The organism is Candidatus Ruminimicrobiellum ovillum (assembly GCF_002392975.1).
In the GTDB taxonomy this organism is placed as follows: Bacteria; Elusimicrobiota; Endomicrobiia; order Endomicrobiales; family Endomicrobiaceae; genus Ruminimicrobiellum; species Ruminimicrobiellum ovillum.
The window spans coordinates 79,056-102,270 of the sequence record NZ_DGIC01000012.1; the positions used below are offsets into that span (position 1 = coordinate 79,056).

The following is a 23,215-nucleotide window of genomic DNA, read 5'->3' on the forward strand; positions in this document are numbered from 1 at the left end:
GTCTTTTCTTCTTATTTTATGATAACAAAGCATTTTTACCACATAAACAATTTGTATCCAAGCGAGAAACTGTTATGCTACCACTCTTGTGTTAATTACTACAATCTCATTGTTAAATCATTGAAAAATTATAAATTATATATCTGCGAAGACAATGAAAACTTATTATCAAAAGATCCTAATCTATATAAAAATTATCAGATATCTTATAAAAATTTCAAAAACATTCCTTCTTTATTTGATACAAGTTACTACAAGGGGAAATTATATCTATATTTTGGAATTACTCCAGTACTTCTTTTTTATCTCCCTTTTAATTTAATTACTAATCTATATTTAACGGATAAATTGTTAGTTTTAATATTATCTTGCTTTATTTTTTTATTTTCATTAATTATTATTAAAAAGATTTCTGATAGAATAACTGTTATACAGAATATTCCACCGAACATTTTAGTTCTTTGTATATTTATTACTGGTTTTTGTAATTTATTGCCATTTTTAGTTATCAAGTCTTCTATTTATGAAGTTGCTATTACAACAGCAATATTCTTACTTTTATTGTCTATTTATATTTTTTATAATTACATGTATGCACAAACAAAGTCTAACAAATACATTCTTCTCTTCTGCTTATCTTTTACACTATGTCTTTCTGTTGGTGCAAGGCCTTACTATGTTTTATTTATTCCAATATTTTTTATTGCTATTATTTGGCTAACTTACAAAGAGACAGAAAGTATTAATCAAATTATTGTTTCTATTCTCTATTTTTTAATACCTTGTTTATTGTATGGAACAATAATTGCCTTATATAATTATCTGAGATTTGACTCCATTTTTGAATTTGGTTGGAAATATCAACTAAATCCATTGAATCAATATGATTATTTCATAAATTTACAAGATCTTTTGAAAGGATTATGTAATAACTTTTTCCATTTACCTCTAATAGATGATAAAACCTTTTTTTCTTTATCTCCAACAGTTGGACATAGTCTTGGAAATGATGAAATCGTTGGTTTTATTTGGTCTTATCCTCTTAGTTATATGTTAATTTTTTTACCTATTTTTCTTAAAAAACTTTATAAACATGATATTAAAATTTTTACCTTATTATTCATAATGATAATAATGATTATCATTAGTATCATTGTCACAAGTTTTATTGGAATGATAACAAGATATATGGTAGAATATTTATCTTTAATAAATATTTTATCTTTAATAATTTTTATATTTTATATCAATTATGTTGATGATAAAAATTTAAAAAAAACTCTCAATTTTTTGTTTATTATCTTTTTTGCATATTCGATGTTTATAAATATATCTTTATTATTTTGTAAAAAAGCAGCAGCTTTTTATGCCATAACAAGTGCAGATAATTACAAATTTTTAATAAATCTTTTATTTTAAAAATTTTAAATTATTGATTTGATAAATTATTTATATTGGAGTACTAAAATGAACAAATTTGATTACAGAATACCTTATGCAGACACCGATAAAATGGGTGTAGTTTACCACTCAAATTATTTAAAATATTTTGAGATGGGCAGAACGGAACTTATGAGACAAATAGGATACACTTATGATGAAATGGAAAAACAGGGTTTTTATTTTCCGGTAGTAAGCGCACAATGTAACTATCACGCTCCTGCACACTATGATGACTTTATAACGGTTGAAACAACAATATCGGAACTTAAGCACGTAACTGTCACTTTCAGTTATAAAGTAAAATGTAATGACAAGTTATTGGTTACAGGTTTTACAAAACATCCGTTGGTAAATTACGCTTTTAAGCCGACAAGAATTCCGCAAAACATAAGAGAATTGCTTATTCCACACATAGAAAGCAATTTATAATTAACGACAAACTACGAGATCTCGTATCAAGTACGGGATGACAACAAAACAGGACTTTACGATGAGTAATGATATAAAGTGGACAGAGCAAGATATTTATTTTATGCAGCAAGCATTAAAATGTGCCAAAACCGCACAAGAAAAAGATGAAGTGCCTGTAGGTGCCGTTATTGTAAAAGATAACAAAATTATTGCCAGAGGTTATAATAAAAGTATAACATTAAAAGATACCACCGCTCATGCCGAAATTGTTGCAATAAGAAAAGCCTGTAAAAAACTAAACAATTACAGATTAAATGATTGTTCCATATATGTTACCATAGAACCTTGTTCGATGTGTATGGGTGCATTAATTCTTGCAAGAATAAAAAATTTATATTTCGGTGCGAAAGATATTAAAGCAGGTGCTTGCGGAAGTATTGTAGATATTTCAAAAGCAAAAACAAATCACAAAATAAAAATATATAGTGGACTTTTAGAACAGGATTGTGCTAAAATAATAAAAGAGTTCTTTAAAAACAAACGAAACAACAACTCATAACATTTGGGGGTGAGTTGGGTTCGACGGGAATGAAAGATGTAAAGAGTGCAAGTCCGAGTTGGTCGATGGCTCGGTTACTAATCGACCGAAAAAGAAACGACAAACAAATCGTTCCTAACATGATGTTGAAACCTATGGTTCCGGCATTCATGCCTATAGCTGCTTAACTCAGCTACGGTTTACCTTTGACACCTGCTATTAGGATAAACCGACAAGAGCAGGTTAGTGTTAATTTGCTTGTTCCGTCAAGCTAGCATGAAATTCTAACGGGACTGGTTTATAAAACAATTCCGTCCGGTAATAGTTTTATAAACGAGATAAATCTTTCCGGACTAAACTTGTAGTACTCTTACTGAAACTTTTTCGGACGCGGGTTCAATTCCCGCCACCTCCACCAAGAATTAAAGAACTTTTATATAATTTATTTTTAAAACAGATGAAAATATTTCATCTGTTTTTATTTTTTACATAATATCGGGAGAAAGCCCGTAAAATCCAAATTGACAACAAATACTTAAAATAATATAATCTTTAGCAAAATTTTGTATTTTACATACGTATATTATGTAGTATATATATAAAATAGCGGAAATATTGAGTATTTCCCAAAAAAGGAGAGTAGCAAAGATGTTAGCCAAAGTAAGAAGTTTGTTGTTAGCAGTATTTGCAGTGGCTATGGCAAGTGTTCCAAGTTTTGCAAGTGAAGCAAATCTTGTATTGCCCGACTTGTCATCGGTTTCGTTTTTGGGCGGAATCAGCGGTTCGGCATTGTTAACCGTTGGTCTTTTAGTGTGTGTTTTCGGTTTGATTTTCGGTTTTGTTCAGTACAAATCAATCAAAAATTTACCGGTTCACAAATCTATGTTGGAAGTTTCTGAATTAATATATGAAACTTGCAAAACATACCTTATAACACAAGGTAAATTCATTATCATATTGGAATGTTTGCTTGCTATAATAATAGCTGTTTATTTTGCAAACACCGGTTTTACGTTTGCTAAAATCGCAATAATTATTCTTTGCAGTATTATAGGTATTTTGGGAAGTTATGCCGTTGCATGGTTTGGTATGAGAATTAACACATTCGCAAACTCAAGAGCAGCATTTGCAAGTTTAAAAGGTAAACCTTTCCCAACATTTGCAATTCCTTTAAAATCCGGTATGTCTATCGGTATGTTACTTATAAGTATAGAACTTTTTGTTATGCTTATAATCTTGGTATTTGTTCCGAGAGAATTAGCAGGACCTTGCTTTATCGGTTTTGCAATCGGTGAATCTTTGGGTGCTTCGGTTCTTAGAATTGCCGGCGGTATTTTTACAAAAATCGCAGATATCGGTTCGGATTTGATGAAAATCGTTTTCAATATTAAAGAAGATGATGCCAGAAACCCCGGAGTTATCGCAGATTGTACAGGTGATAACGCAGGTGATTCCGTAGGACCTACAGCAGACGGTTTCGAAACTTACGGTGTTACCGGTGTTGCTTTGGTAACATTTGTTATACTTGCAGTTAAAGATCCTGTAAACCAGGTTAAACTTCTTGTTTGGATATTCGTAATGAGACTTATAATGTTGATTGCAAGTGCTGTTTCTTATTGGATAAACGGAATAATTGCAAAATCAAAATACGGTAATGCAGATAAAATGAACTTTGAAGCTCCTTTAACTTCATTAGTTTGGATCACATCTTTCGTTTCCATAGCATTAACTTTTGTAGTTTCTAACCTCATAATCGGAGATTTGGCAAACGGACTTTGGTGGAAACTTTCAGTAATTATTACCTGCGGAACAATAGCAGGTGCCGTAATTCCCGAAGTTGTAAAAATATTTACATCAACGTCAAGTTCTTTTGTTAAGAATGTTGTTAATTCTTCAAAGAACGGCGGTGCTTCATTAAATATTTTGGCAGGTTTAACATCAGGTAATTTCAGCGGTTATTGGATGGGTATGGTTATAATATTCCTTATGGCAATAGCTTACGGAATAAGCTCTTTATCGGGATTTGATATTATGGGACACCCTGCAGTATTTGCTTTCGGTCTTGTAGCTTTCGGATTCTTAGGTATGGGACCTGTAACAATAGCTGTTGACTCTTACGGACCTGTTACAGATAATGCACAATCTGTTTATGAACTTTCTTTAATAGAAAATGTTCCTAACATTAAAGAAGAAATAAAGAAAGATTTCGGTTTCGAGCCGAATTTTGATAAATCCAAAATAACATTGGAAGAAAATGACGGTGCAGGAAACACATTTAAAGCAACAGCAAAACCCGTATTAATAGGTACTGCAGTTGTTGGTGCAACAACCATGATATTCTCCATTATATTTACATTGATGGCAGCAAACGGAGAAAGTGCAGTAGCTTCTTCATTATCATTGTTACATGCTCCTTTCTTGTTAGGTTTGATTGCAGGCGGTGCAGTAATTTACTGGTTTACCGGTGCATCCAACCATGCTGTTACAAGCGGGGCTTATAAAGCAGTTGAATATATTAAAGGTAACATTAAACTTGACGGAGTAACAAAAGCTTCTACAGAACAAAGTAAAGAAGTTGTTAAGATTTGTACACAATATGCTCAAAAAGGTATGTGGAACTTGTTCTTGGTTATATTCTTCTCAACAATAGCTTTTGCATTTATCGAACCTTACTTCTTTATAGGTTATTTGATATCCATAGCATTGTTCGGTTTGTTCCAAGCAATATTTATGGCAAATGCCGGCGGTGCATGGGATAATGCAAAGAAAATCGTTGAAGTTGATATGAGAGAAAAAGGTTCCGAACTTCACAAAGCAACAGTTGTAGGTGATACGGTCGGAGATCCTTTCAAAGATACTTCTTCAGTAGCTTTGAACCCGATTATTAAGTTTACAACTTTGTTCGGTTTGTTGGCTTTGGAACTTGCATTAACTTTAACAAACCCTGTAGCACATATCGTTTGTGCAGCAATATTCTTTGTAATTTCAATCATATTTGTAGTTAGATCATTTACAAGTATGTTGATAAAATAAAACGAAAGTTTTATTTTATAGATTAATAAAAAATAGCAGGTATTAAAAAAATACCTGCTATTTTTTTGCTTAAAGCTTATAGCTTATAGTTTAACGACAATAATTGCAGTTTTTTGTCGTTAATTATATATTGTACATTATAAATTATACATTGTCGTATTAAATTCTCTTAAAGAATTTTTCCAAATCGGACAGAGTTAATGTGTAAACGGTAGGTCTTCCGTGAGGACATGTCCAAGGCATTTTACAAGCAAAGAGTTCTCTTAATAAAGCTTTTGCCTGTTGTTCGTAAATTTTGTCCCCAGCTTTAATGCTTGTTCTGCAGGAAGCTCTTATAATTTTTTCTTTTATCTGTTCAACATCGGTAGTTTTTTCTTCTTCCAAAAAACCAACCAAAACATCTATTATTTCAATAAAGTTAACATTATTTCCCAATAGCGCCGGATATGCGGTTAACCTGAAACTGTTATCACCGAACTCTTCAACATCAAACCCCAATTTTTTAAATGTGTCCAAATTGTTTTTTAATAACATTGATTTTGATTTTTGTAATTCAAAAACATCCGGTATTAAAAGTTGTTGTATTTTCAAAGAGTTTTGTTCCAATTGATTTGAAAACATTTCATATCTCACTCTTTCCTGTGCGGCATGCTGGTCTATTATATAAAAACTTTTTTCTTTTTCCACCAAAATATATGTTTCGAAAATTTGCCCTATAAACTTAAAATTGTCTTGTTGCAATAAATCCGTTTGTGTAAGTTTTACCGGTTCCGAAACAGAAGTAATTCCTGTTTCTTCTTTATTTATAACCGGCGTTTGATATACATTCTGATAATCTTTAACACTAAATTGTCTTGAAGGATACTTTATACCGCCATAACCGCCGCTGTGTTTATATTCGGGCGGAATAAAATTATTTTTTATATCATTTGAAGAGACAGAATCATTTTGAACGTTTATTATATTTGCCGGAGCATCCGATTCCAAAGAGTTTTTAATAAAAGAGTAAAAAAGTTCATACATTTGGTTTTCCTGCACAAACTTTATTTCTCTTTTTGTAGGATGAACATTTATATCAATATCGGACGGATTGGTTTTCAAGAACAATATTATTCCGGGATGTCTTCCTATAGGTATTGCTTCTTTGGATGCCTGATATATTGCATGTATTAACCATTTAGGATAATTTACACATCTTCCGTTAACAAATAAATATTGCATATTTTTTTGCGGAAAAGAATTTTGTCTTGTTGTAATATATCCGTCTATTTCAACTTTCGGATGACCGAAAGAAATATGTTTCAACTTTTGAGAAATATTTTTACCTAAAACATCTTCTATTCTTTGAAGTTTTGAATCTGTTTTATGATAATCGGATACAACTTTACCGTCTGATACTATTTTTAAATTTACATCGTTTCTTACAAGAGCAATTTCATCCAAGCAGCTTATAATTTTAGCTTTTTCGGTTATATCGCTTTTTAAAAACTTTTCTCTTGCAGGGGTATTGAAGAACAAATTTCTTACTTCAACTGTTGTTCCGTAAGCTCCCGCCCAAGGCTGAATTTCAGGTTTTGATTCCCCGTTCATGGAAAGCTGCCAACCGGAATTTTGACCTTGTTGCTGAGTCTTTATTGTAAACATTGAAATTGAAGCAATGGAAGGCAGAGCTTCTCCTCTAAAGCCCAACGAAAAAGTGTTTGAAAGGTCATCAAAGTTTGTTATTTTGTTTGTTGCATGACGACAAACAGACATCTGTAAATCGTCTTTATTCATTCCGCAACCGTTATCGCAAACTGAAATAAACTTTTTACCTGACTTTTCTATTTCTACCGATACCGTTGTAGCGTTTGCATCAAGAGCATTTTCCACCAACTCTTTTACGACATTTAAAGGTCTTTCCACCACTTCTCCGGCGGAAATTTTGTTTATAGTATTCTCATCTAAAATCTTTATTGCCATTTTATTTTATCTTTAACTTTTTTTCGCATAAATTATAATAACTGCATTCCTTTCTGCAAACATCCAAAGCACCGAGCATTATCTTATTTTCACAGTCTATATAATCAATTGCAAGTCTGTTTATTTTTTTTGCATCTATCGTGGTAATACTTGTAAATTTTATTGCAACTTCTCTTACAAGAGCTTTTGTTTTTGTTGATCTTATAACTTCACCGAAAATGGGTTCGGTTTCCAAAGGAGGATAGTCAAACAAAAGACAAACATTTGTGCCTACCGCTAAATCGGCATACATCAATAACAATAAACCGCCTGCCGACAAATTAATTATTAAACCTTGAAAATAGCCTTTATCCGTAGATATGAAAATTTCTTTTGCTACATTTTTTATTACAGGAAGTCTTGAATATTTTCTTCTATTCAACATATAGCCTCCGGTACTACTTTTTATATTTTTCTTTCCATTCGGACAACAACTTCAATGCATCTATCGGTCTTAAACTATCTACATCTAACTTACTTAATTCTATCAAAATTTCAGGCTCAATTGAAGTAAAAAGGGTCGGCTGCTGAATTTCATTTTCGAATTTAGAAAAATTTTTGTGAAGATTTTTTTCCAAACCGTTCAATATTTCGTAAGCTCTTTTTGTTACTTTGTACGGAAGTCCCGCAATTTTTGCAACGTGTATTCCGTAAGATTTGTCCGCAGCACCATCAACTATTTTATGCAAAAATATAACATTACCGTTCCACTCTTTAACATCCACACTTTTGTTTATTATACCGTTTTTATTTGCAAGCGATGTAAGTTCAAAATAATGTGTTGCAAACAAAACTTTTGCACCTGCATTATTTTTGTTGGACATATCCGAAAATGATTCTATTATTGCCCAAGCAATAGACATACCGTCGTAAGTGGATGTTCCCCTGCCGACTTCATCAAGTATTATTAAACTTCTGTCCGTATATTGATTCAAAATATTTGCTGTTTCAGACATTTCCACCATAAACGTAGATTCCCCGCCCGCCAAATTGTCACCTGCACCGATTCTTGTAAATATTCTGTCTACTATACCTATTTCGGCATAACTGCAAGGTACAAAAGAACCTATTTGAGCCATTATCACTATTAATGCCGTTTGTCTTAAATATGTCGATTTACCTGACATATTAGGACCGGTTATAATCATAACACGTTCACTTGTATCGTTTAAATTTACATCGTTTGCAACAAAGTTACCACTTTTTAAAATTTGTTCAACTACCGGATGTCTTGCATCTTTTAAGATCAAATTTTTGCTGTCCGAAACTTTAGGACAACAATAGTTGAACCTTATTGCATTATCGGCAAAAGACAAGAATATATCAAGTTCGGCTATCATTGCCGACAAGTTCAATATGTAGTTGGAATATGTCGCTATTTCCTGCCTTAACGAAACAAAAATTTCCGTTTCCAATTTTATAATTTTGTCTTGTGCGGAAATTATTTTTTCTTCAAGAGTTTTTAGTTCTTGGGTTATGTATCTTTCCGAATTTGTAAGTGTCTGTTTTCTTATATATTCGGCAGGCACCAAATGAACATTGGATTTCGTTACATCTATGTAATAACCGAAAACGGAAGTGTAACCGATTTTCAAAGTGTTTATTCCTGTTTTTTCTTTTTCCTTTACTTCCAAATCGGATATATATTTTTTTGCATCTTTACTTAAAAGTCTGTAATCGTCTAAATCTTTCGATACTCCGCTTTTTATTACGTTACCGTCTTTTAAAAGTATTGGCGCTTCCGGATTTATATAACTTTCTATTTTGTTTATAATGTTTAAAGCAACACTTGTATCAATATTGGTCTTAAAAGAGGCTTCTTTTTCCAACTTTTGTAAGATATTATTTATTATTACCAAAGAATCTTTTAAAGCCAACATTTCTTTGGGATGAGCACCGCCGCTAACAATTCTTGATACAATCCTGTCCAAATCACAAACAGATTTTAAATCTTGTCTGAGTTCTTCTTTTAACGATGTATTTTCAACAAACACTTTTGTGTTATTTTGCCTGTTTTCGATTTCCGAAATATTCAATAACGGTTTTATCAACCAATTTCTTAACAGTCTTGCGCCCATCGGCGTAACAGTAGAATCTATAGCATCAAGCAACGAACCTTCTTGTTTTAGAGTAGACAACGATCTTAATATTTCCAAATTTCTTATAGCTACGGAATCCAATACCATAAAATCGTTATTTTCTATATATTTTATATTCTGTAATATGGAAATTGTTTGCGGTTGATTTTCTTGAATATAAACAAAAACAGTTCCTACAGCCGAAATAATGTCGGGTTTATCCGCAATGTTAAAGTGTGCCAATGATTGAACATTTAAAGTTTTCTTTATAAAGCTTTCACAATAACCGCTATCAGTATAAATATCTTTTACCGGTGAAGCTAATATTTCAAATTTTTGTAATATTGTTTGAAGTTTTTCGTTTGCGCAATCTTTTTGAGGTATAATTATTTCGTTGGGTTTATATTTTGTAATTTCGTTTTCCAAATTAGATAACGTTGACCTGTATGTAAAAAAGTCTCCGGTAGAAATATCGCTTACTGCAATTGCTACATTTTTGTCTAAAGCATCCACAATTACAGACATCAAAAAGTTGTTCTGTTTGGAATCCAACAAATTATCTTCCAAAATTGTTCCGGGGGTTATAACTCTAACAACTCCCCTTTTTACAATACCTTTTACCGATGCCGGATCTTCAAGCTGTTCGCAAATCGCTATTTTAAAACCTGCTTTTACAAGTTTTCTGATATAATTATTTACTGAGTGGTAAGGCACCCCGCACATCGGAGTTGTTTGTCTTTTTGTAAGTATAACTTCCAATATTTTGTGAGCCTTTATCGCATCATCGCCAAACATTTCATAAAAGTCACCCAATCTGAAAAACAGTATCACATCCGGATAATTTGCCTTAATATCCAAATACTGTTGCATTAGAGGAGTAACTTGATTTGCATCTTTTTTTGTTGCCATATTCTACCTTTTGTTAAAATATTTAAGCACACCATACATTTTACTGATTTTTGAAACATAGTGTTTGGTTTCATTAAAAGGCATTTCTTCGGAATCATATTCGATAATAGGATTTTCCTGTTGCCACTTTTGAACATTTCCCAGTCCGGCATTATAAGAAGCCAGCACTAAATTTGCATTATTGTTAAACATATCCGACAATATTTTCACATAACAAACACCGATTTTTATATTAAAGTCGGCATCATATAATTGTTGTTCATTGAAATCAGTGACACCGAAATATTTCCCTGCAATTTCTTTTGCTGTCGGCGGCATTATTTGCATTAAACCGATTGCTCCTTTTTTAGATTTTGCCTCGGGATTAAAATTCGATTCCACTTTTATAATTGATGTTATAAACAACGGATCCACTTTATATTCAACAGCATATTTTTCGATTATCGGATAATATTTCAATGCTTTATTTACATTAAAAAGAATGTAAGAAACCATTGCTAAAACACATACCAAACATAATCCCAAAACCAATTTAAAAATTCTCATTATTGTAAAATTCCCGACATACTGTTAGGCAAAACTTTTGTTATTTTTACATTAACCGTCTTACCTTTTAAATTTTCTTTCGTATCAAAAAATACTTTTATATTTTGACTGTTTCTTGCTTCCGCAACATTATTGTTAACTCTTTCAACCAACACTTCTATAGTCTTATCTATATATTTTTCATTTATTTTTTTAGAAATAATGTTAGAATCTTCAAGTAAAAGGCTGTGTCTTTCTTTTATTGTTTCCAAAGAAACCGTATTTTTTAATTTTGCTGCAAGAGTCTTGGGCCTCGGTGAATATTTAAATATAAAAAGTCCTCCGAATTGTAATTGTCTTGAAGCATTAAAAGTATCTTGAAAATCTTTATCCGTTTCTCCCGGAAAACCTATTATAATATCACTAGTAATATTTATATCAGGTATTTTATTTTTTATTTTTTCGTACAAAGTTTTATATTGTTCATAAGTATATTTTCTGTTCATTGCTTTTAAAATATTGTTAGAACCCGACTGCAACGGCAAATGAATATGTCTGCAAATTTTTGTGTTTGTTGCTATCTCATCTATAAGTTCATCCGACAAATCTTTCGGATGATTTGTCATAAATCTTATTCTTTTAACTTTGTCTATCTCGGATATTTTTTGTAACAATTGAGTAAAATTTACACCGTTATAGTTGTAGGAATTAACATTTTGTCCCAACAAAATTATTTCTTTTATACCGTCATCACAAGCTTTCTTTACTTCTTTCAATATCTCGTTATAATCTATACTTACTTCCGGACCTCTGACATAAGGGACTATACAATAAGAACAAAAATTGCTGCATCCTCTCATTATCGTTATATATCTGAACACTTCACTATTTTCGTTTCTGTTTTGATTTATTTCTTTATTATCGGGAACATATTTACTTATAGTTTCGCAAAATAAATCTATATCTCTTGCACCTAAAACAAAATCTACAAATTTACATCTTGTTTTTATTTCTTTTGCGGCATATTGAGCCATACAACCCGCAACACCTATAATCAAATTAGGATTTACATCTTTTTGTTCTTTTAGTCTTCCAAGCAACGAATATGCTTTATGTTCCGCGGAAAATCTTACCGAACAAGTATTAACAATAACAATATCGGCTTGCGACATATCTTCCGTGCGAAAACAACCTCTTTTCGATAAAATCTCCGCCATTTTATCGGAATCGTTCACATTCATTTGACAACCGATAGTTTCTATATAAAATTTAATATTTTTCATTTGCAACTTTTACCAAATATTTTGTGTATACGGAATTTAATTGTTTTGCTCTTTCCAACAATTGTTTTTTGTTTATAAAACCTCTTTTATATGCTATTTCTTCCAAACAACCTACCATTATTCCCTGTCTTTGTTCTATGGTTCTTATAAATAAAGAAGAATCTAACAACGAATCGTATGTACCCGCATCAAGCCAAGCAAAACCTCTGTCCAAAAGTTCTACGGATAACTTTTTATTTTTTAAATAAATTTTGTTTACATCCGTTATTTCAAGTTCCCCTCTTGCCGAAGGTTTTATACTTTTGGCTATTTTTATTACGGAATTATCATAAAAATATAATCCCGGAACAGCCCAATTGGATTTAGGATTTTTAGGCTTTTCTATGATAGATATGGGCTTTTTATTTTTATCAAGTTCCACTATTCCGTATCTGCAGGGATCTTCAACATAATAACCGAAAATTGTTGCACCGTTCTTTCTGTTTTTTGCTTTATCTAAAATATCCGAAAATCCGTGACCGAAAAATATGTTATCACCCAATATTAAAGCGACATTATCCTTACCGATAAACTTTTCACCGATAATAAATGCTTCGGCAAGTCCGTTGGGCTTTTCTTGTTCGGCATAAGAAATATTTATACCTAAATTGTTACCGTTACCGAATAAATCTTTTAGTCTGGGTAACGTGGAAGAATTTGAAATTATTAAAATATCTTTTATTCCCGCAAGCATCAATACGGATAGAGGGTAATATATCATGGGTTTATTATAAACAGGCAACAACTGTTTTGAAATTGTTGAAGTTATAGGGTAAAGTCTTGTAGCTTTTCCGCCGGCAAGGATAATACCTTTTGTTTTCATATTTTACTCCTTTTAAAGTAATCTATGGCTTTTAATAAACCTTGATTTAAATCCACTTTCGGTTCCCACTTTAATATCTTTTTTGCTTTTGAAATATCCGGTCTTCTTTTTTTAGGATCGTCTTCCGGCAACGGCTTATATATTATTTTGGATTTGCTGTTTGTTAATTTTATTATTGTTTTGGCTATCTCTTTTACCGTCAATTCATGAGGGTTACCGATATTTACCGGAGTATGTTCTTTAGATATTAACAACTTATATATACCGGCAATTAAGTCAGACACATAACAAAGGCTTCTTGTTTGTGTTCCTTTACCGAAAACGGTAATAGGTTTATTGTTTAATGCCTGATTTATAAATTGCGGAACAACTCTGCCGTCATTCATGTTCATTCTCGGCCCGTAAGTATTAAAAATTCTTACCATTTTTGTATCAAGGTCGTAAACTCTGTGATAATTCATAATCAATGCTTCGGAAAATCTTTTTGATTCATCATACATACTTCTTTTACCTATAGGGTTAACATTTCCCCAATAAGTTTCTTTCTGCGGATTACAAGCCGGATCACCGTAAACTTCACTTGTGGATGCCATTAAAAACTTTGCTTTATTTTTTCTTGCAAGTTCCAACAAATTGTATGTTCCGTAAGAACCTACAAGCAATGTTTCTATTTTATATTTATAGTAAAATACAGGGCTTGCTATAGAAGCAAAATTAATTACACAATCAAACTTTTCTTTTATGGAAAATTTTTTTGTTATATCTATTTTTTTGAATTTAAATTTCTTATTATTCAAAAGATGTTTTATGTTTTCCTTTTTACCGGTAATAAAATTATCTATGCAGTAAACACTGTGTCCTTTTTCCAACAAAAAATCACAAAAATGAGAGCCTAAAAAACCTGCTCCGCCGGCTAATAAAATATTCATTTTATATCTCCTAAGAATATCTTATTATTATATAAATTTGTTGTGTGTATTTACAAATTGCGGGAAGAGAAAAGTTAAAGATTAAACATCGTAAATATTTATTGCAATATCAAGCAATGTTTCATTGATTTTCATATACTGATCCAATACATCCAAATGAAGGCTGGAAGTATCGATGGATTCCTGCAAACCGGCATGCAACCTTGCAATATGATTTCTTTTTAATTCATGCATTATTTCGTTTAATTTATCTATATCGTCGCTTACTTCTCTTGCCAAGACCTCATCTTCTTTAATAAAAGCATCTATAATTTTTGAACAATTGGTATAAACAATATTGTGCATATGCTTTAAATCTTTTAATCCTTCATCGGAAAATCTTAAATGTCTTCTCATCTTTTCTTGTGATATGTAAATAATATTTCTGTTAATAATATCTGCTATCTGCTCAAAATCCGCGACTATATATAAAAGCATAGTTTCTCTTTGAGATTGATTTTCGGTAAGTTCGTTTTGCCCCACTTTTGTTAAATAAGGAATTATTTCATCTGCCAAATTAGAAATTTGTAAACATTTATATTTTATTTTTTCTATAACTATTTCATGTCTTGTTTTTAATGCATTTATCGAATCTTTCATTACATCCGACACAATTTCGGACAATCTTTCTATTTCCTGTTTAGATAATTTGAGCGCTTTTTCAGGTTCTTCAATATATTTTTCGTCTATAAATGCAGTCCCGAAATGTTTTTCAACCGCGGAACTCGGATAAACAAACATTATTAATTTATGAAGCAGAGGAACTATCGGTAAAATTATAAATGCGGTAAACAAAGTTACCAATGTATGAGACATAGCTATTTGTCTTGCTATATCGTTCGAAAATATAAAAGTTGAAGTAAAATATTTAACGAAATATGTCCAACACAGTTCCCCTTTATAATAAACAAAAGATATAAAAGGGTAAACCAAAACCACACCTAAAATTTGGTATCCCAAATGCCAAAGCATAACTCTTTTGCCGCTCCTGGGTTGAGTGAGTGAAGCAACCATCGCAGTGGAACATGTTCCTATTTGTGCTCCCAAACAAATACAAATACCTTGAAGTAAAGATAAAATACCCGATGATGCAAGCACTATAATTATGCCCACGGTTGCACCGCTGCTTTGCGTAAAAATTGTAAAAATTATACCGATAACTATTAACCAAAACGGTGATTGTAAGTCGGCAATCGTAGCCAAAAGTTCATTATTCAATGTTATCGGAAGCATTGAATCAGACATTAGTTTCATACCGAAAAACAAAAGACCGAACCCGAAAATAGCATCACCGATTTCTATTATTTTTCTTTTTTTTGAAAAGAAAGATAAGAAGTATCCGACAGCTGTAATTATTAATGCATAGTCAACAAGTTTAAAAGCTACAAGTTGTCCCGTAACGGTAGAACCAACAGAAGCACCTATTGTAACAGACATCGCCTGAAAGAATGTCATTACACCGGCACTTGTGAGTGTAATTTGCAGTAACAGTGTTGCAGTACTCGACTGATTTATTCCCGTTACAATAAAACCTGTAAAAAAACCTTTTAATCTCGTGTTGGTAAACTTTGTAAGAATTGCTCTGATATTTTGTCCTGCAATCTGTTGAAAAGCGGAATTAACTTTAAACATTCCGAAAAGAAGAAGAGCCGCTCCGCCCAACATTGTTGCAACCATTATGAATATCCAACTTTTACTTAATATTGAAACGTTAAAATAAACAGGGACAGATAAAAAATCAGCAACATCAGCAACAATCGTCAGCTTATCTTCTGTTTTTTTATTTATAAAAATTTTTGATTTTGCATATCCGCGTTCATCTGTAAGAACTTGTCTTTTTTGAATTGTTTCGGAACTGCCGTCTGCTATTATAAAATCAACTTTTGCATTAGCAACCGGATTTTGTTCGTTGTCCGTTAAACGAACAACAAGCTCATTTTTTATTTCGGTTCCTCTAACGGCAAGTTGTTTATCACCGGAAACTTTGGTTAAAACAAAATTTTGTCCTAAACAAATCGCAGGCAAAAGCATTAAAAACAAACAAAACAATATGTTTTTTATTTTCATTTTTTTAATGTTTTTCCACTAAAAGATTTAGGTAACAAACTTGATATTTTTACTGTTTTAAAACTGTTTTTTCCCGTATTATAAACAACATCCGCCGTCTTTGAAAATTCCGACAAAACCTGTCTGCATGCTCCGCACGGAGTAACATTACCTTTCTCCGAATATATCGCAATGGCTTTTATTTTCTTACAACCGTTGGCAACCGCAGTAAATACGGCAACTCTTTCGGCACACATACTTAAACCGTAAGACGCGTTTTCGACATTCGTTCCGCAAAAAACTTTATTATTTTCGCATAGAACGGCCGCACCGACTGCAAATTTTGAATACGGGCTGTAAGAATTTCCAGCTATCTGTTTGGCAAACTCCAACAATTGCTTATATGCTTGTTTTTTATTCATAAATTTAATTCCGAATTATTTCTTAAAATATTTATCTAAAAACAAACTTAGATCTTTGTATGCCGGAGCTTTCGTTACCGTTTCCGGCGCAGACTGAACGGCATCTTTTAAAGCATGTTGACAATTGCATTTAAGTTCTCTTTTTGCCATTTTCGGTATGAGATTTTTGATAAGTTTTTTACATGTATTTGCATTTGCTTCCATAACTTCCAACACTTTCTCAACATCAACTTCTTCACCTATTTTTAACACATCGTAATCCGTAACCAAAGAAACATTTGCATAACAAATTTCAGCTTCTCTGGCAAGTTTGGCTTCGGGAATTGCAGTCATTCCTACAATTGAAAATCCGTTTGCTCTGTTCACTTTAGATTCCGCTCTTGTTGAAAATTGAGGACCTTCTATACAAACATAAGTTGTGTTACTGAAATGATGTTCTATTCCAAGTTCGGTAACCGCTTTATGAACAATATCTCTTAAATCGTTACAAAAAGGATCGGCAAAACTTACATGTGCAACTATACCGTTACCGAAAAAAGTATTAACTCTGTTTTTTGTTCTGTCGAAAATTTGTTCCGGAATAACAAAATCTTTAGGTTTTATTTTATCTTGCAAAGAACCTACTGCCGTTAATGCTATTATCTGTTCTACGCCCAAAGATTTTAAAGCATATATATTTGCTCTTACATTTATTTCGGAAGGCAAAATAGTGTGACCTTTACCATGTCTGGGTAAAAAAGCAACTCTAACATCGTCAACGGTTCCTATAGTTATCGGTGCCGACGGTTTTCCGAACGGTGTATCTATTTCAAAATCTTTCACATTTTCAATTCCGCTTATTTCACTTATTCCGCTACCGCCGATTACTGCAATTTTTACAGGTTCGATTTGTTTTGCCATTTTCCCCCCTAAACTTATTATTTATACTTAAATTTTAGTGCATTATATTAAAAACTTCAACCGTTTCTAAACAATTTTTACATCCATTATTATCAACTGAACAGCATCCCTGTTAAAATCCATATTAAATAAAATATCGTATTTTTGTTTATAGCCGAAATCGTCTATATACTTTGCCGCACCCCAAAAAACGGCCGGTATACTCATTCCATCTTTACAAACTTTTAATTTTAAATGTTCTTGAGTTTGCCCTATAACGGAAATTTCTTCAAAGCCTACATTTCTTAACATAAAAATAGGAACGGAATTCGATGCACCAAACGGTTCCAAAAGTGTCAAATCGTTGTATGTTCTTTTGTTCACTTCCGTAATTTTAAGTTCACAATCCACATTTATTTTCTTTGCAACCATTTCGGTTGAAATATAATCTTTTGCTATTTTTTTTATTCTTTTTCTAAACTCGTCTATTTTACTATTTTCTATAGTTAATCCCGCTGCTTGATTATGTCCTCCGAATTTAATAAGTAAATCTTTTGTTTTATCCAATGCACCGACAATATCAAACCCGTCTATTGAACGGCACGCACCCGTTGCTTCCCCTTTTTGTAAATCTTCTATAAACAAAATTACGGGCTTTCCGTACAATTTTACCATTTGCGAAGCAACTATACCGGTAACTCCATGCATTAAATTTTTAGCGGAAACAACGAGAATATTATCATTTTCCGTATCACATTGCTGTTTCAACAAAACATTAAATTGTTTTATATTTTCATTTTGCAATTCTTTTCTATCATTATTCAGTTTTTTCAGTTCCACAAAAAAATTATTTGCATTATAGTTATCATCGGCAAGAATAAGATTAGCCGCAACCGAAGCCTTACCCATTCTTCCGGCTGCATTTAAAATGGGTGCTATTTTCCAAGATATTGCTTTTGCCGATACAGGACTGTTTTTTAAATATTCTTCAAATATGTATCCCAACCCTAATCTTTTTGAATAATTATCATTAAGTATCGACAAACCGCTTTTAACCAATATTCTGTTTTCGTTTGTAAGAGGAACTATATCGGCGACAGTTCCCAATGCAACCAAATCAATGTTGTTTTCAAAAAACTCCAACATTCTTCCGTCATCGTCAAAACATTTGTTTCTGTACCGTTTCAAAATATCATAAGCAACTTGTTTTATATCTTTATCTTCTTCAATTTCTATTATTTCAATATCTTTATTTTCCGTATCTTCAACATACTTTTTTGAATTTGTAACAATTTTTGAAAATTTTGTTAAATCGGTTTTATTTAAAAGTTCTTTTTCTTTAACAATTACATCGTTAACAAGAACTATTAGATATATTCGTTCATTCTTAACGGCTAAAATCGCAATTTCTTTGTCGAAATATTTTCCGTATGTTTGCATTAATGCTTGCGAAACTTTAAAAGATACCCCGCAACCGGCAAGTTCTTTAAAAGGATAATTGCATGTAACAACTTTGGGATCGACTACACAACACGCTTTAGGTAATCCGTCTTGCGGCGGTTCATGATGATCGGTAACCACAACTTCCATTCCCAAACTGTTTGCATAATCTATTTCCGCAACGGCAGATATCCCGCAATCCACCGTTATTATAAGTTTTACATTTTCGGTTTTATATTTATCCAACACACTGCAAGACAGGCCATAACCTTCATCGGAAGGGATATACCAAACAACATCTCCGCCTAAAGTAAAAATCGTGTTATACAATACGGCCAAAGATGTAATACCGTCAACATCTCTGTCGGCATATATAAGAATTTTTTCTTTATTTTCTATAGCTTGTTTTATTCTCGTTACGGCTTTATACATATCACCGAGAAGATACGGGTTAAACAACTCTTCTTTTTTAGGAAAAATAAAATCTTTTATTTCGCAAGGAGATTTAACACCTCTTGCCAATAATACTTTCAAAACAACTTCCGGCAAGTTCAATTCTTGTTGTAAAGTATGTAAATATTCTTTATCTATATCCTGAAGTATCCATTTGTTCTTTTGCAATTTTTCTCCTTTTAATTTACTATATATTTAATTTTTTTATTTTGTTCTGTTTTTTCATCACTTACATTGTATGAAGAATTCAAAAGTTCAACTGTGTTATCAACATCTGTTTTATTATGATGCAACTCGAATATCACATCGTTTTTATTAACAAAATCGCCCGATTTTTTATGAATAATTATACCGCTCACAAAATCTATTTTATCTTCAACTTTTAATCTTCCGGCACCCAACAGGCAAGAAGCTATTCCTATATTCCTTGTATTTATAAATTTTAAATAACCGTTTTCTTTAGCTTTTATATAAGAAACATTTTTTGCTTTACCGAAAACGGAATAATCATCTACAACCTTTGTATTTCCTTTCTGTAATTCTATCATTTTTATAAATTTATTTAATGCTTGCCCCGAAGTAATTTTTCCTTTAGCTAAACTTTGTGCCTGCTCGAAAGTTTTTGTTAATCCTACCTGCAAAATAGAAAAAGCAGCCAAATCTATACTTAGCTGAACGAAATCATTATCTGTTTTATTTTTCAGTGCTTCTATTGTTTGTATAACTTCCAAACTGTTACCTACGGCAGTTCCCAACGGTTCATCCATATCGGTAATAACTGCGGTCATATTTCTTCCGAACTTTTTTCCTACACTAACCATCTTTTCTGCCAACATTTTAGATTTTTCATATTCTTGTATAAAAGCCGCATTACCTGTTTTTACGTCAAGCAATATATTTTGTGCACCTTCCGCAATTTTTTTTGACATTATACTCGAACAAATTAACGGTATAGATTCCACGGTTGCCGTAACATCTCTTAATGCATATGTTCTTTTGTCTACCGGTGCAACTTCTTTTGTTTGACCTATCATTGCAAACTTATTTTGTTTTAGCACGGAAATAAATTCTTTTATATCAAGATTAACATTAAATCCGGGAATAGATTCCAATTTATCAAGTGTTCCGCCGGTATGTCCCAATGCTCTTCCCGACATCATAGGAACATAAATATCGCAACTTGCAAGTATCGGAGCTATAAGCAATGATGTCCCGTCTCCTACTCCGCCTGTGGAATGTTTATCCGCCGTAGGTCCGTCCAAAAAACTTAAATCCAAAATTTCGCCGGAATTTGCCATTGCCTTTGTAAGATAAAAAGTTTCTTCGTCATCAAGATTTTGAAAATAAACGGACATCAAAAAAGCAGACATTTGATAGTCTGCAATTTCACGGTTAATATATCCGTCTATCATAAAAGATATTTCTTCTTTTGATAACTTTTGTCCGTTTCTTTTTTTGTAAATTACATCATAAGCTCTCATTAAAGTTCCTTTACAAAACTTGTTATTATTTTCTCCATTGAAACAGCAGCTTTTTTGCCTGCCTGTAAAACCTCTTCATGTGTTAAACTTTTTTTTGATAGTCCGCTTGCTTTATTTGACGCATAAGTTAAAGCAGACACTTTAATACCCATTTGATTTGCAACTATTGCTTCGGGAACTAAAGACATTCCCACAACATCTCCGCCTAACTTTCCGTAAGCATTAATTTCCGCAGGAGTTTCATACGAAGGTCCGCTGACGGCAAAATATATTCCTTTGTGAACGGATATTTTCTTGTTTTTTGCTATTTTTAATATTTTATCTATTGCATTGTTATCATATATGTTTGTCATATCCGGAAATCTATCGCCGAACTCATCGTAATGTTTTCCTATCAAAGGATTGTTACCCATAAAATTTATATGATCTTTTACAACAACTATATCACCCAAATTATATTTTTTGTTGATTGCGCCAACCGCACAAGTTATAATCAATTTTTCTATTCCCAAAAGTTTCATAAGTCTTACGGGATATGTTATATCCTGCATGGTATAACCTTCGTAGTAATGAAATCTGCCGCTCATTACCATAACATCAACGGAATTAAGTTTACCGAAAATTAATTGACCGTTATGTCCTTTAACCGTTGATTGTTTAAAGTAAGGAATCTTATTGTAAGGTATGCTTATTGAATTTTTTAGTTGGTTTTGAATATTGCCTAATCCGGATCCTAAAATTAAAGCAATTTTGGGATTAGTTTTTATTTTCTTTCTTATAAAATTTTTAGTTTTTTGCAGTTGATTTAATAACATAAATTTTATAACAAATTTTTATTTAGATTTACTACCAATAATTATAGCATAATTAAAAATTTGTGTCACAAATTTTTAGGTTATTAGGTGAAAGGGTTATGGGGTGAAAAATTGCCTTCGGCAATTTTGAGGTATAGAGGGATGGAAGTATGGAGGGATGGGAACGGCAACGGCGGAAAAACAAAGACAATTAGAAATTAGTAATTACCAATTTTGGAATATTTTTTTCTTTTTCTTGACACTCAAAGACTTTTAAGATTTTGAATTAGAACGAAGTATTTGACGAATGAAGTGTACGTAAAATAAAAGCGATAGCGATTGGTATTCGATTGAGCAAAATACAAAGTTGTAATTCAAAAGATGAAGTCGCTTCGCTAAAATAAAAAAAACTATATTATTTCGTTCTTGAAACTTGTGCCGTTTTTCATCGGTTCCAATTCAAAAATGTCGGCTATAGTTTGAGCAACATCCGATAACGATTTTCTTGTTCCCAAATTTATATTTTGTTTTATTTTTTTACCGTAAACCATTAAAGGAACATATTCTCTCGTATGATCCGTATGTTTTGTGCATGTAGGGTCACATCCGTGATCTGCGGTAATTATCAACAAGTCCGTTTCTTTCATTGAACGTATTATCTCGGGAAGTTTTCCGTCAAAAAAATCCAAAGCTTGAGCATAAGCAATAACATTTCTTCTATGTCCCCAAAGCATATCAAAATCAACCAAATTTGTAAAAATTAATTGTTTATTAAATTTTTTATTATCCGTATTTTCAATATCTTTTACAGAATCTATAGTAAGTTGAATTCCGTGCGGATTTCCTACAGTATGGTAAGAAGTAACTATCCCTTTATTATTGAATATATCTTTTATTTTACCTATAGCGACAACATTTCCGCCAACATTTTTAATTTTGTCCAATACTGTTGTTTGAGGAGGTGTTAACGAATAATCTTTTCTGTTGGTAGTTCTTTTAAGTGTTCCGTCTTCCATACGAATAAAAGGTCTTGCTATAACCCTGCCGACAGCATGTTCCCCTTGCAATAAATTTCTTGCAATTTCGCATATTTCGTAAAGTCTTGTAAGTCCGCCGAATTTTTCACCATCTTCGGCTGCAGCAATTTGAAAAACGGAATCTGCCGATGTATAAACAATAGGATATCCTGTTTTGTAATGTTCTTGTCCTAAACGTTTTATTATTTCCGTTCCGGAAGCAACACAATTACCTAAAATTTTTGTTCCGATTTGTTTTTCGAATTCTTCTATTAAATCTTTAGGAAATCCGTTAGGATAAGTAGGAAAAGGTTTATCTAAAACAATACCGGAAAGTTCCCAATGACCTGCGGTCGTATCTTTTGCAGGTGACAATGTAGCCATTTTACCGTAACAACCGACTATATTTTCGGGATTATAACCATAAGGAGAAGGGACTATGTTGTATAACCCGAGTTTACCCATATTTTCAAGAACAAAATTTTCATCTTTTTGTTCAAAAATGTGTTTCAATGTGTTTGTACCAACATCACCATACTTTGCAGCATCGGGAAGTTCTCCCGCCCCGACACTATCTAATACTATAAGAATTATTCTGTTAATGTTTACCATGATAAGACTATTTATAATTTA

General features: G+C 32.1%; 18 protein-coding genes and 1 other RNA gene. 5 read left to right on the plus strand and 14 right to left on the minus strand.

What is annotated here, in order from left to right:
• Positions 1 to 120 precede the first annotated feature (120 nt).
• From B2Y85_RS07010 to B2Y85_RS07030, 5 genes are all read left to right on the plus strand, one after another.
• Positions 121 to 1,419 (plus strand): hypothetical protein, encoded by a 1,299-nt coding sequence (locus B2Y85_RS07010; protein WP_372519769.1) that lies wholly within the window; start codon positions 121 to 123, stop codon positions 1,417 to 1,419.
• 48 nt (positions 1,420 to 1,467) lie between these two features.
• Positions 1,468 to 1,872: an acyl-CoA thioesterase gene (locus B2Y85_RS07015; RefSeq protein WP_372519770.1), complete on the plus strand. Its 405-nt coding sequence runs from the start codon at positions 1,468 to 1,470 to the stop codon at positions 1,870 to 1,872.
• A 61-nt stretch (positions 1,873 to 1,933) separates the two neighbouring features.
• Complete coding sequence (gene tadA / locus B2Y85_RS07020) at positions 1,934 to 2,413, plus strand: tRNA adenosine(34) deaminase TadA (protein WP_372519771.1); 480 nt, start codon at positions 1,934 to 1,936, stop codon at positions 2,411 to 2,413.
• 5 nt (positions 2,414 to 2,418) lie between these two features.
• Positions 2,419 to 2,810: a transfer-messenger RNA gene (gene ssrA, locus B2Y85_RS07025) on the plus strand.
• 230 nt (positions 2,811 to 3,040) lie between these two features.
• A complete protein-coding gene (locus B2Y85_RS07030; RefSeq protein WP_372519772.1) occupies positions 3,041 to 5,425 on the plus strand; it encodes a sodium-translocating pyrophosphatase in 2,385 nt (794 codons plus the stop codon).
• A 159-nt stretch (positions 5,426 to 5,584) separates the two neighbouring features.
• Here B2Y85_RS07030 and mutL read toward each other — a convergent pair whose 3' ends face one another.
• From mutL to B2Y85_RS07100, 14 genes are all read right to left on the minus strand, one after another.
• The gene (gene mutL, locus B2Y85_RS07035) at positions 5,585 to 7,387 is read right to left on the minus strand and encodes a DNA mismatch repair endonuclease MutL (protein WP_372519773.1); all 1,803 of its coding nucleotides are present in this window, start codon (positions 7,385 to 7,387) and stop codon (positions 5,585 to 5,587) included.
• 1 nt (position 7,388) lies between these two features.
• Positions 7,389 to 7,811, minus strand: coding sequence for a PilZ domain-containing protein (locus tag B2Y85_RS07040; RefSeq protein WP_372519774.1), 423 nt, complete (start codon positions 7,809 to 7,811; stop codon positions 7,389 to 7,391).
• Positions 7,812 to 7,824: 13 nt separating this feature from the next.
• Complete coding sequence (gene mutS, locus B2Y85_RS07045) at positions 7,825 to 10,413, minus strand: DNA mismatch repair protein MutS (protein WP_372519775.1); 2,589 nt, start codon at positions 10,411 to 10,413, stop codon at positions 7,825 to 7,827.
• 3 nt (positions 10,414 to 10,416) lie between these two features.
• Complete coding sequence (locus B2Y85_RS07050; protein ID WP_372519776.1) at positions 10,417 to 10,959, minus strand: lytic transglycosylase domain-containing protein; 543 nt, start codon at positions 10,957 to 10,959, stop codon at positions 10,417 to 10,419.
• Entirely contained in the window at positions 10,959 to 12,221 is a 1,263-nt protein-coding gene (gene miaB, locus B2Y85_RS07055) for a tRNA (N6-isopentenyl adenosine(37)-C2)-methylthiotransferase MiaB (RefSeq protein ID WP_372519777.1), read from the minus strand. The genes B2Y85_RS07050 and miaB overlap by 1 nt, the downstream gene beginning before the upstream one ends.
• The gene (rfbA, locus tag B2Y85_RS07060) at positions 12,208 to 13,083 is read right to left on the minus strand and encodes a glucose-1-phosphate thymidylyltransferase RfbA (protein WP_372519778.1); all 876 of its coding nucleotides are present in this window, start codon (positions 13,081 to 13,083) and stop codon (positions 12,208 to 12,210) included. The genes miaB and rfbA overlap by 14 nt, the downstream gene beginning before the upstream one ends.
• Entirely contained in the window at positions 13,080 to 14,012 is a 933-nt protein-coding gene (locus B2Y85_RS07065; RefSeq protein WP_372519779.1) for a UDP-glucuronic acid decarboxylase family protein, read from the minus strand. The genes rfbA and B2Y85_RS07065 overlap by 4 nt, the downstream gene beginning before the upstream one ends.
• Before the next feature lie 81 nt (positions 14,013 to 14,093).
• Positions 14,094 to 16,118: a Na/Pi symporter gene (locus B2Y85_RS07070; protein WP_372519780.1), complete on the minus strand. Its 2,025-nt coding sequence runs from the start codon at positions 16,116 to 16,118 to the stop codon at positions 14,094 to 14,096.
• Complete coding sequence (gene cdd, locus B2Y85_RS07075; protein WP_372519781.1) at positions 16,115 to 16,519, minus strand: cytidine deaminase; 405 nt, start codon at positions 16,517 to 16,519, stop codon at positions 16,115 to 16,117. The genes B2Y85_RS07070 and cdd overlap by 4 nt, the downstream gene beginning before the upstream one ends.
• A 15-nt stretch (positions 16,520 to 16,534) precedes the next feature.
• A complete protein-coding gene (gene mtnP, locus B2Y85_RS07080; RefSeq protein WP_372519782.1) occupies positions 16,535 to 17,419 on the minus strand; it encodes an S-methyl-5'-thioadenosine phosphorylase in 885 nt (294 codons plus the stop codon).
• Positions 17,420 to 17,485: 66 nt separating this feature from the next.
• Complete coding sequence (gene recJ / locus B2Y85_RS07085) at positions 17,486 to 19,459, minus strand: single-stranded-DNA-specific exonuclease RecJ (RefSeq protein WP_372519783.1); 1,974 nt, start codon at positions 19,457 to 19,459, stop codon at positions 17,486 to 17,488.
• A gap of 11 nt (positions 19,460 to 19,470) precedes the next feature.
• Positions 19,471 to 20,772, minus strand: coding sequence for a thymidine phosphorylase (locus B2Y85_RS07090; RefSeq protein WP_372519784.1), 1,302 nt, complete (start codon positions 20,770 to 20,772; stop codon positions 19,471 to 19,473).
• Positions 20,772 to 21,587: a purine-nucleoside phosphorylase gene (locus tag B2Y85_RS07095; protein WP_372519785.1), complete on the minus strand. Its 816-nt coding sequence runs from the start codon at positions 21,585 to 21,587 to the stop codon at positions 20,772 to 20,774. The genes B2Y85_RS07090 and B2Y85_RS07095 overlap by 1 nt, the downstream gene beginning before the upstream one ends.
• A gap of 389 nt (positions 21,588 to 21,976) precedes the next feature.
• A complete protein-coding gene (locus tag B2Y85_RS07100) occupies positions 21,977 to 23,194 on the minus strand; it encodes a phosphopentomutase (protein WP_372519786.1) in 1,218 nt (405 codons plus the stop codon).
• Positions 23,195 to 23,215: the final 21 nt, after the last annotated feature.

Bases quoted from the DNA above. Each gene is read 5' to 3' on its own strand.
- B2Y85_RS07015 (WP_372519770.1), top strand. From the start codon at position 1,468: ATGAACAAATTTGATTACAGAATACCTTATGCAGACACCGATAAAATG.
- tadA (WP_372519771.1), top strand. From the start codon at position 1,934: ATGAGTAATGATATAAAGTGGACAGAGCAAGATATTTATTTTATGCAG.
- B2Y85_RS07030 (WP_372519772.1), top strand. From the start codon at position 3,041: ATGTTAGCCAAAGTAAGAAGTTTGTTGTTAGCAGTATTTGCAGTGGCT.
- mutL (WP_372519773.1), bottom strand. From the start codon at position 7,387: ATGGCAATAAAGATTTTAGATGAGAATACTATAAACAAAATTTCCGCC.
- B2Y85_RS07040 (WP_372519774.1), bottom strand. From the start codon at position 7,811: ATGTTGAATAGAAGAAAATATTCAAGACTTCCTGTAATAAAAAATGTA.
- mutS (WP_372519775.1), bottom strand. From the start codon at position 10,413: ATGGCAACAAAAAAAGATGCAAATCAAGTTACTCCTCTAATGCAACAG.
- B2Y85_RS07050 (WP_372519776.1), bottom strand. From the start codon at position 10,959: ATGAGAATTTTTAAATTGGTTTTGGGATTATGTTTGGTATGTGTTTTA.
- miaB (WP_372519777.1), bottom strand. From the start codon at position 12,221: ATGAAAAATATTAAATTTTATATAGAAACTATCGGTTGTCAAATGAAT.
- rfbA (WP_372519778.1), bottom strand. From the start codon at position 13,083: ATGAAAACAAAAGGTATTATCCTTGCCGGCGGAAAAGCTACAAGACTT.
- B2Y85_RS07065 (WP_372519779.1), bottom strand. From the start codon at position 14,012: ATGAATATTTTATTAGCCGGCGGAGCAGGTTTTTTAGGCTCTCATTTT.
- B2Y85_RS07070 (WP_372519780.1), bottom strand. From the start codon at position 16,118: ATGAAAATAAAAAACATATTGTTTTGTTTGTTTTTAATGCTTTTGCCT.
- cdd (WP_372519781.1), bottom strand. From the start codon at position 16,519: ATGAATAAAAAACAAGCATATAAGCAATTGTTGGAGTTTGCCAAACAG.
- mtnP (WP_372519782.1), bottom strand. From the start codon at position 17,419: ATGGCAAAACAAATCGAACCTGTAAAAATTGCAGTAATCGGCGGTAGC.
- B2Y85_RS07090 (WP_372519784.1), bottom strand. From the start codon at position 20,772: ATGAGAGCTTATGATGTAATTTACAAAAAAAGAAACGGACAAAAGTTA.
- B2Y85_RS07095 (WP_372519785.1), bottom strand. From the start codon at position 21,587: ATGTTATTAAATCAACTGCAAAAAACTAAAAATTTTATAAGAAAGAAA.
- B2Y85_RS07100 (WP_372519786.1), bottom strand. From the start codon at position 23,194: ATGGTAAACATTAACAGAATAATTCTTATAGTATTAGATAGTGTCGGG.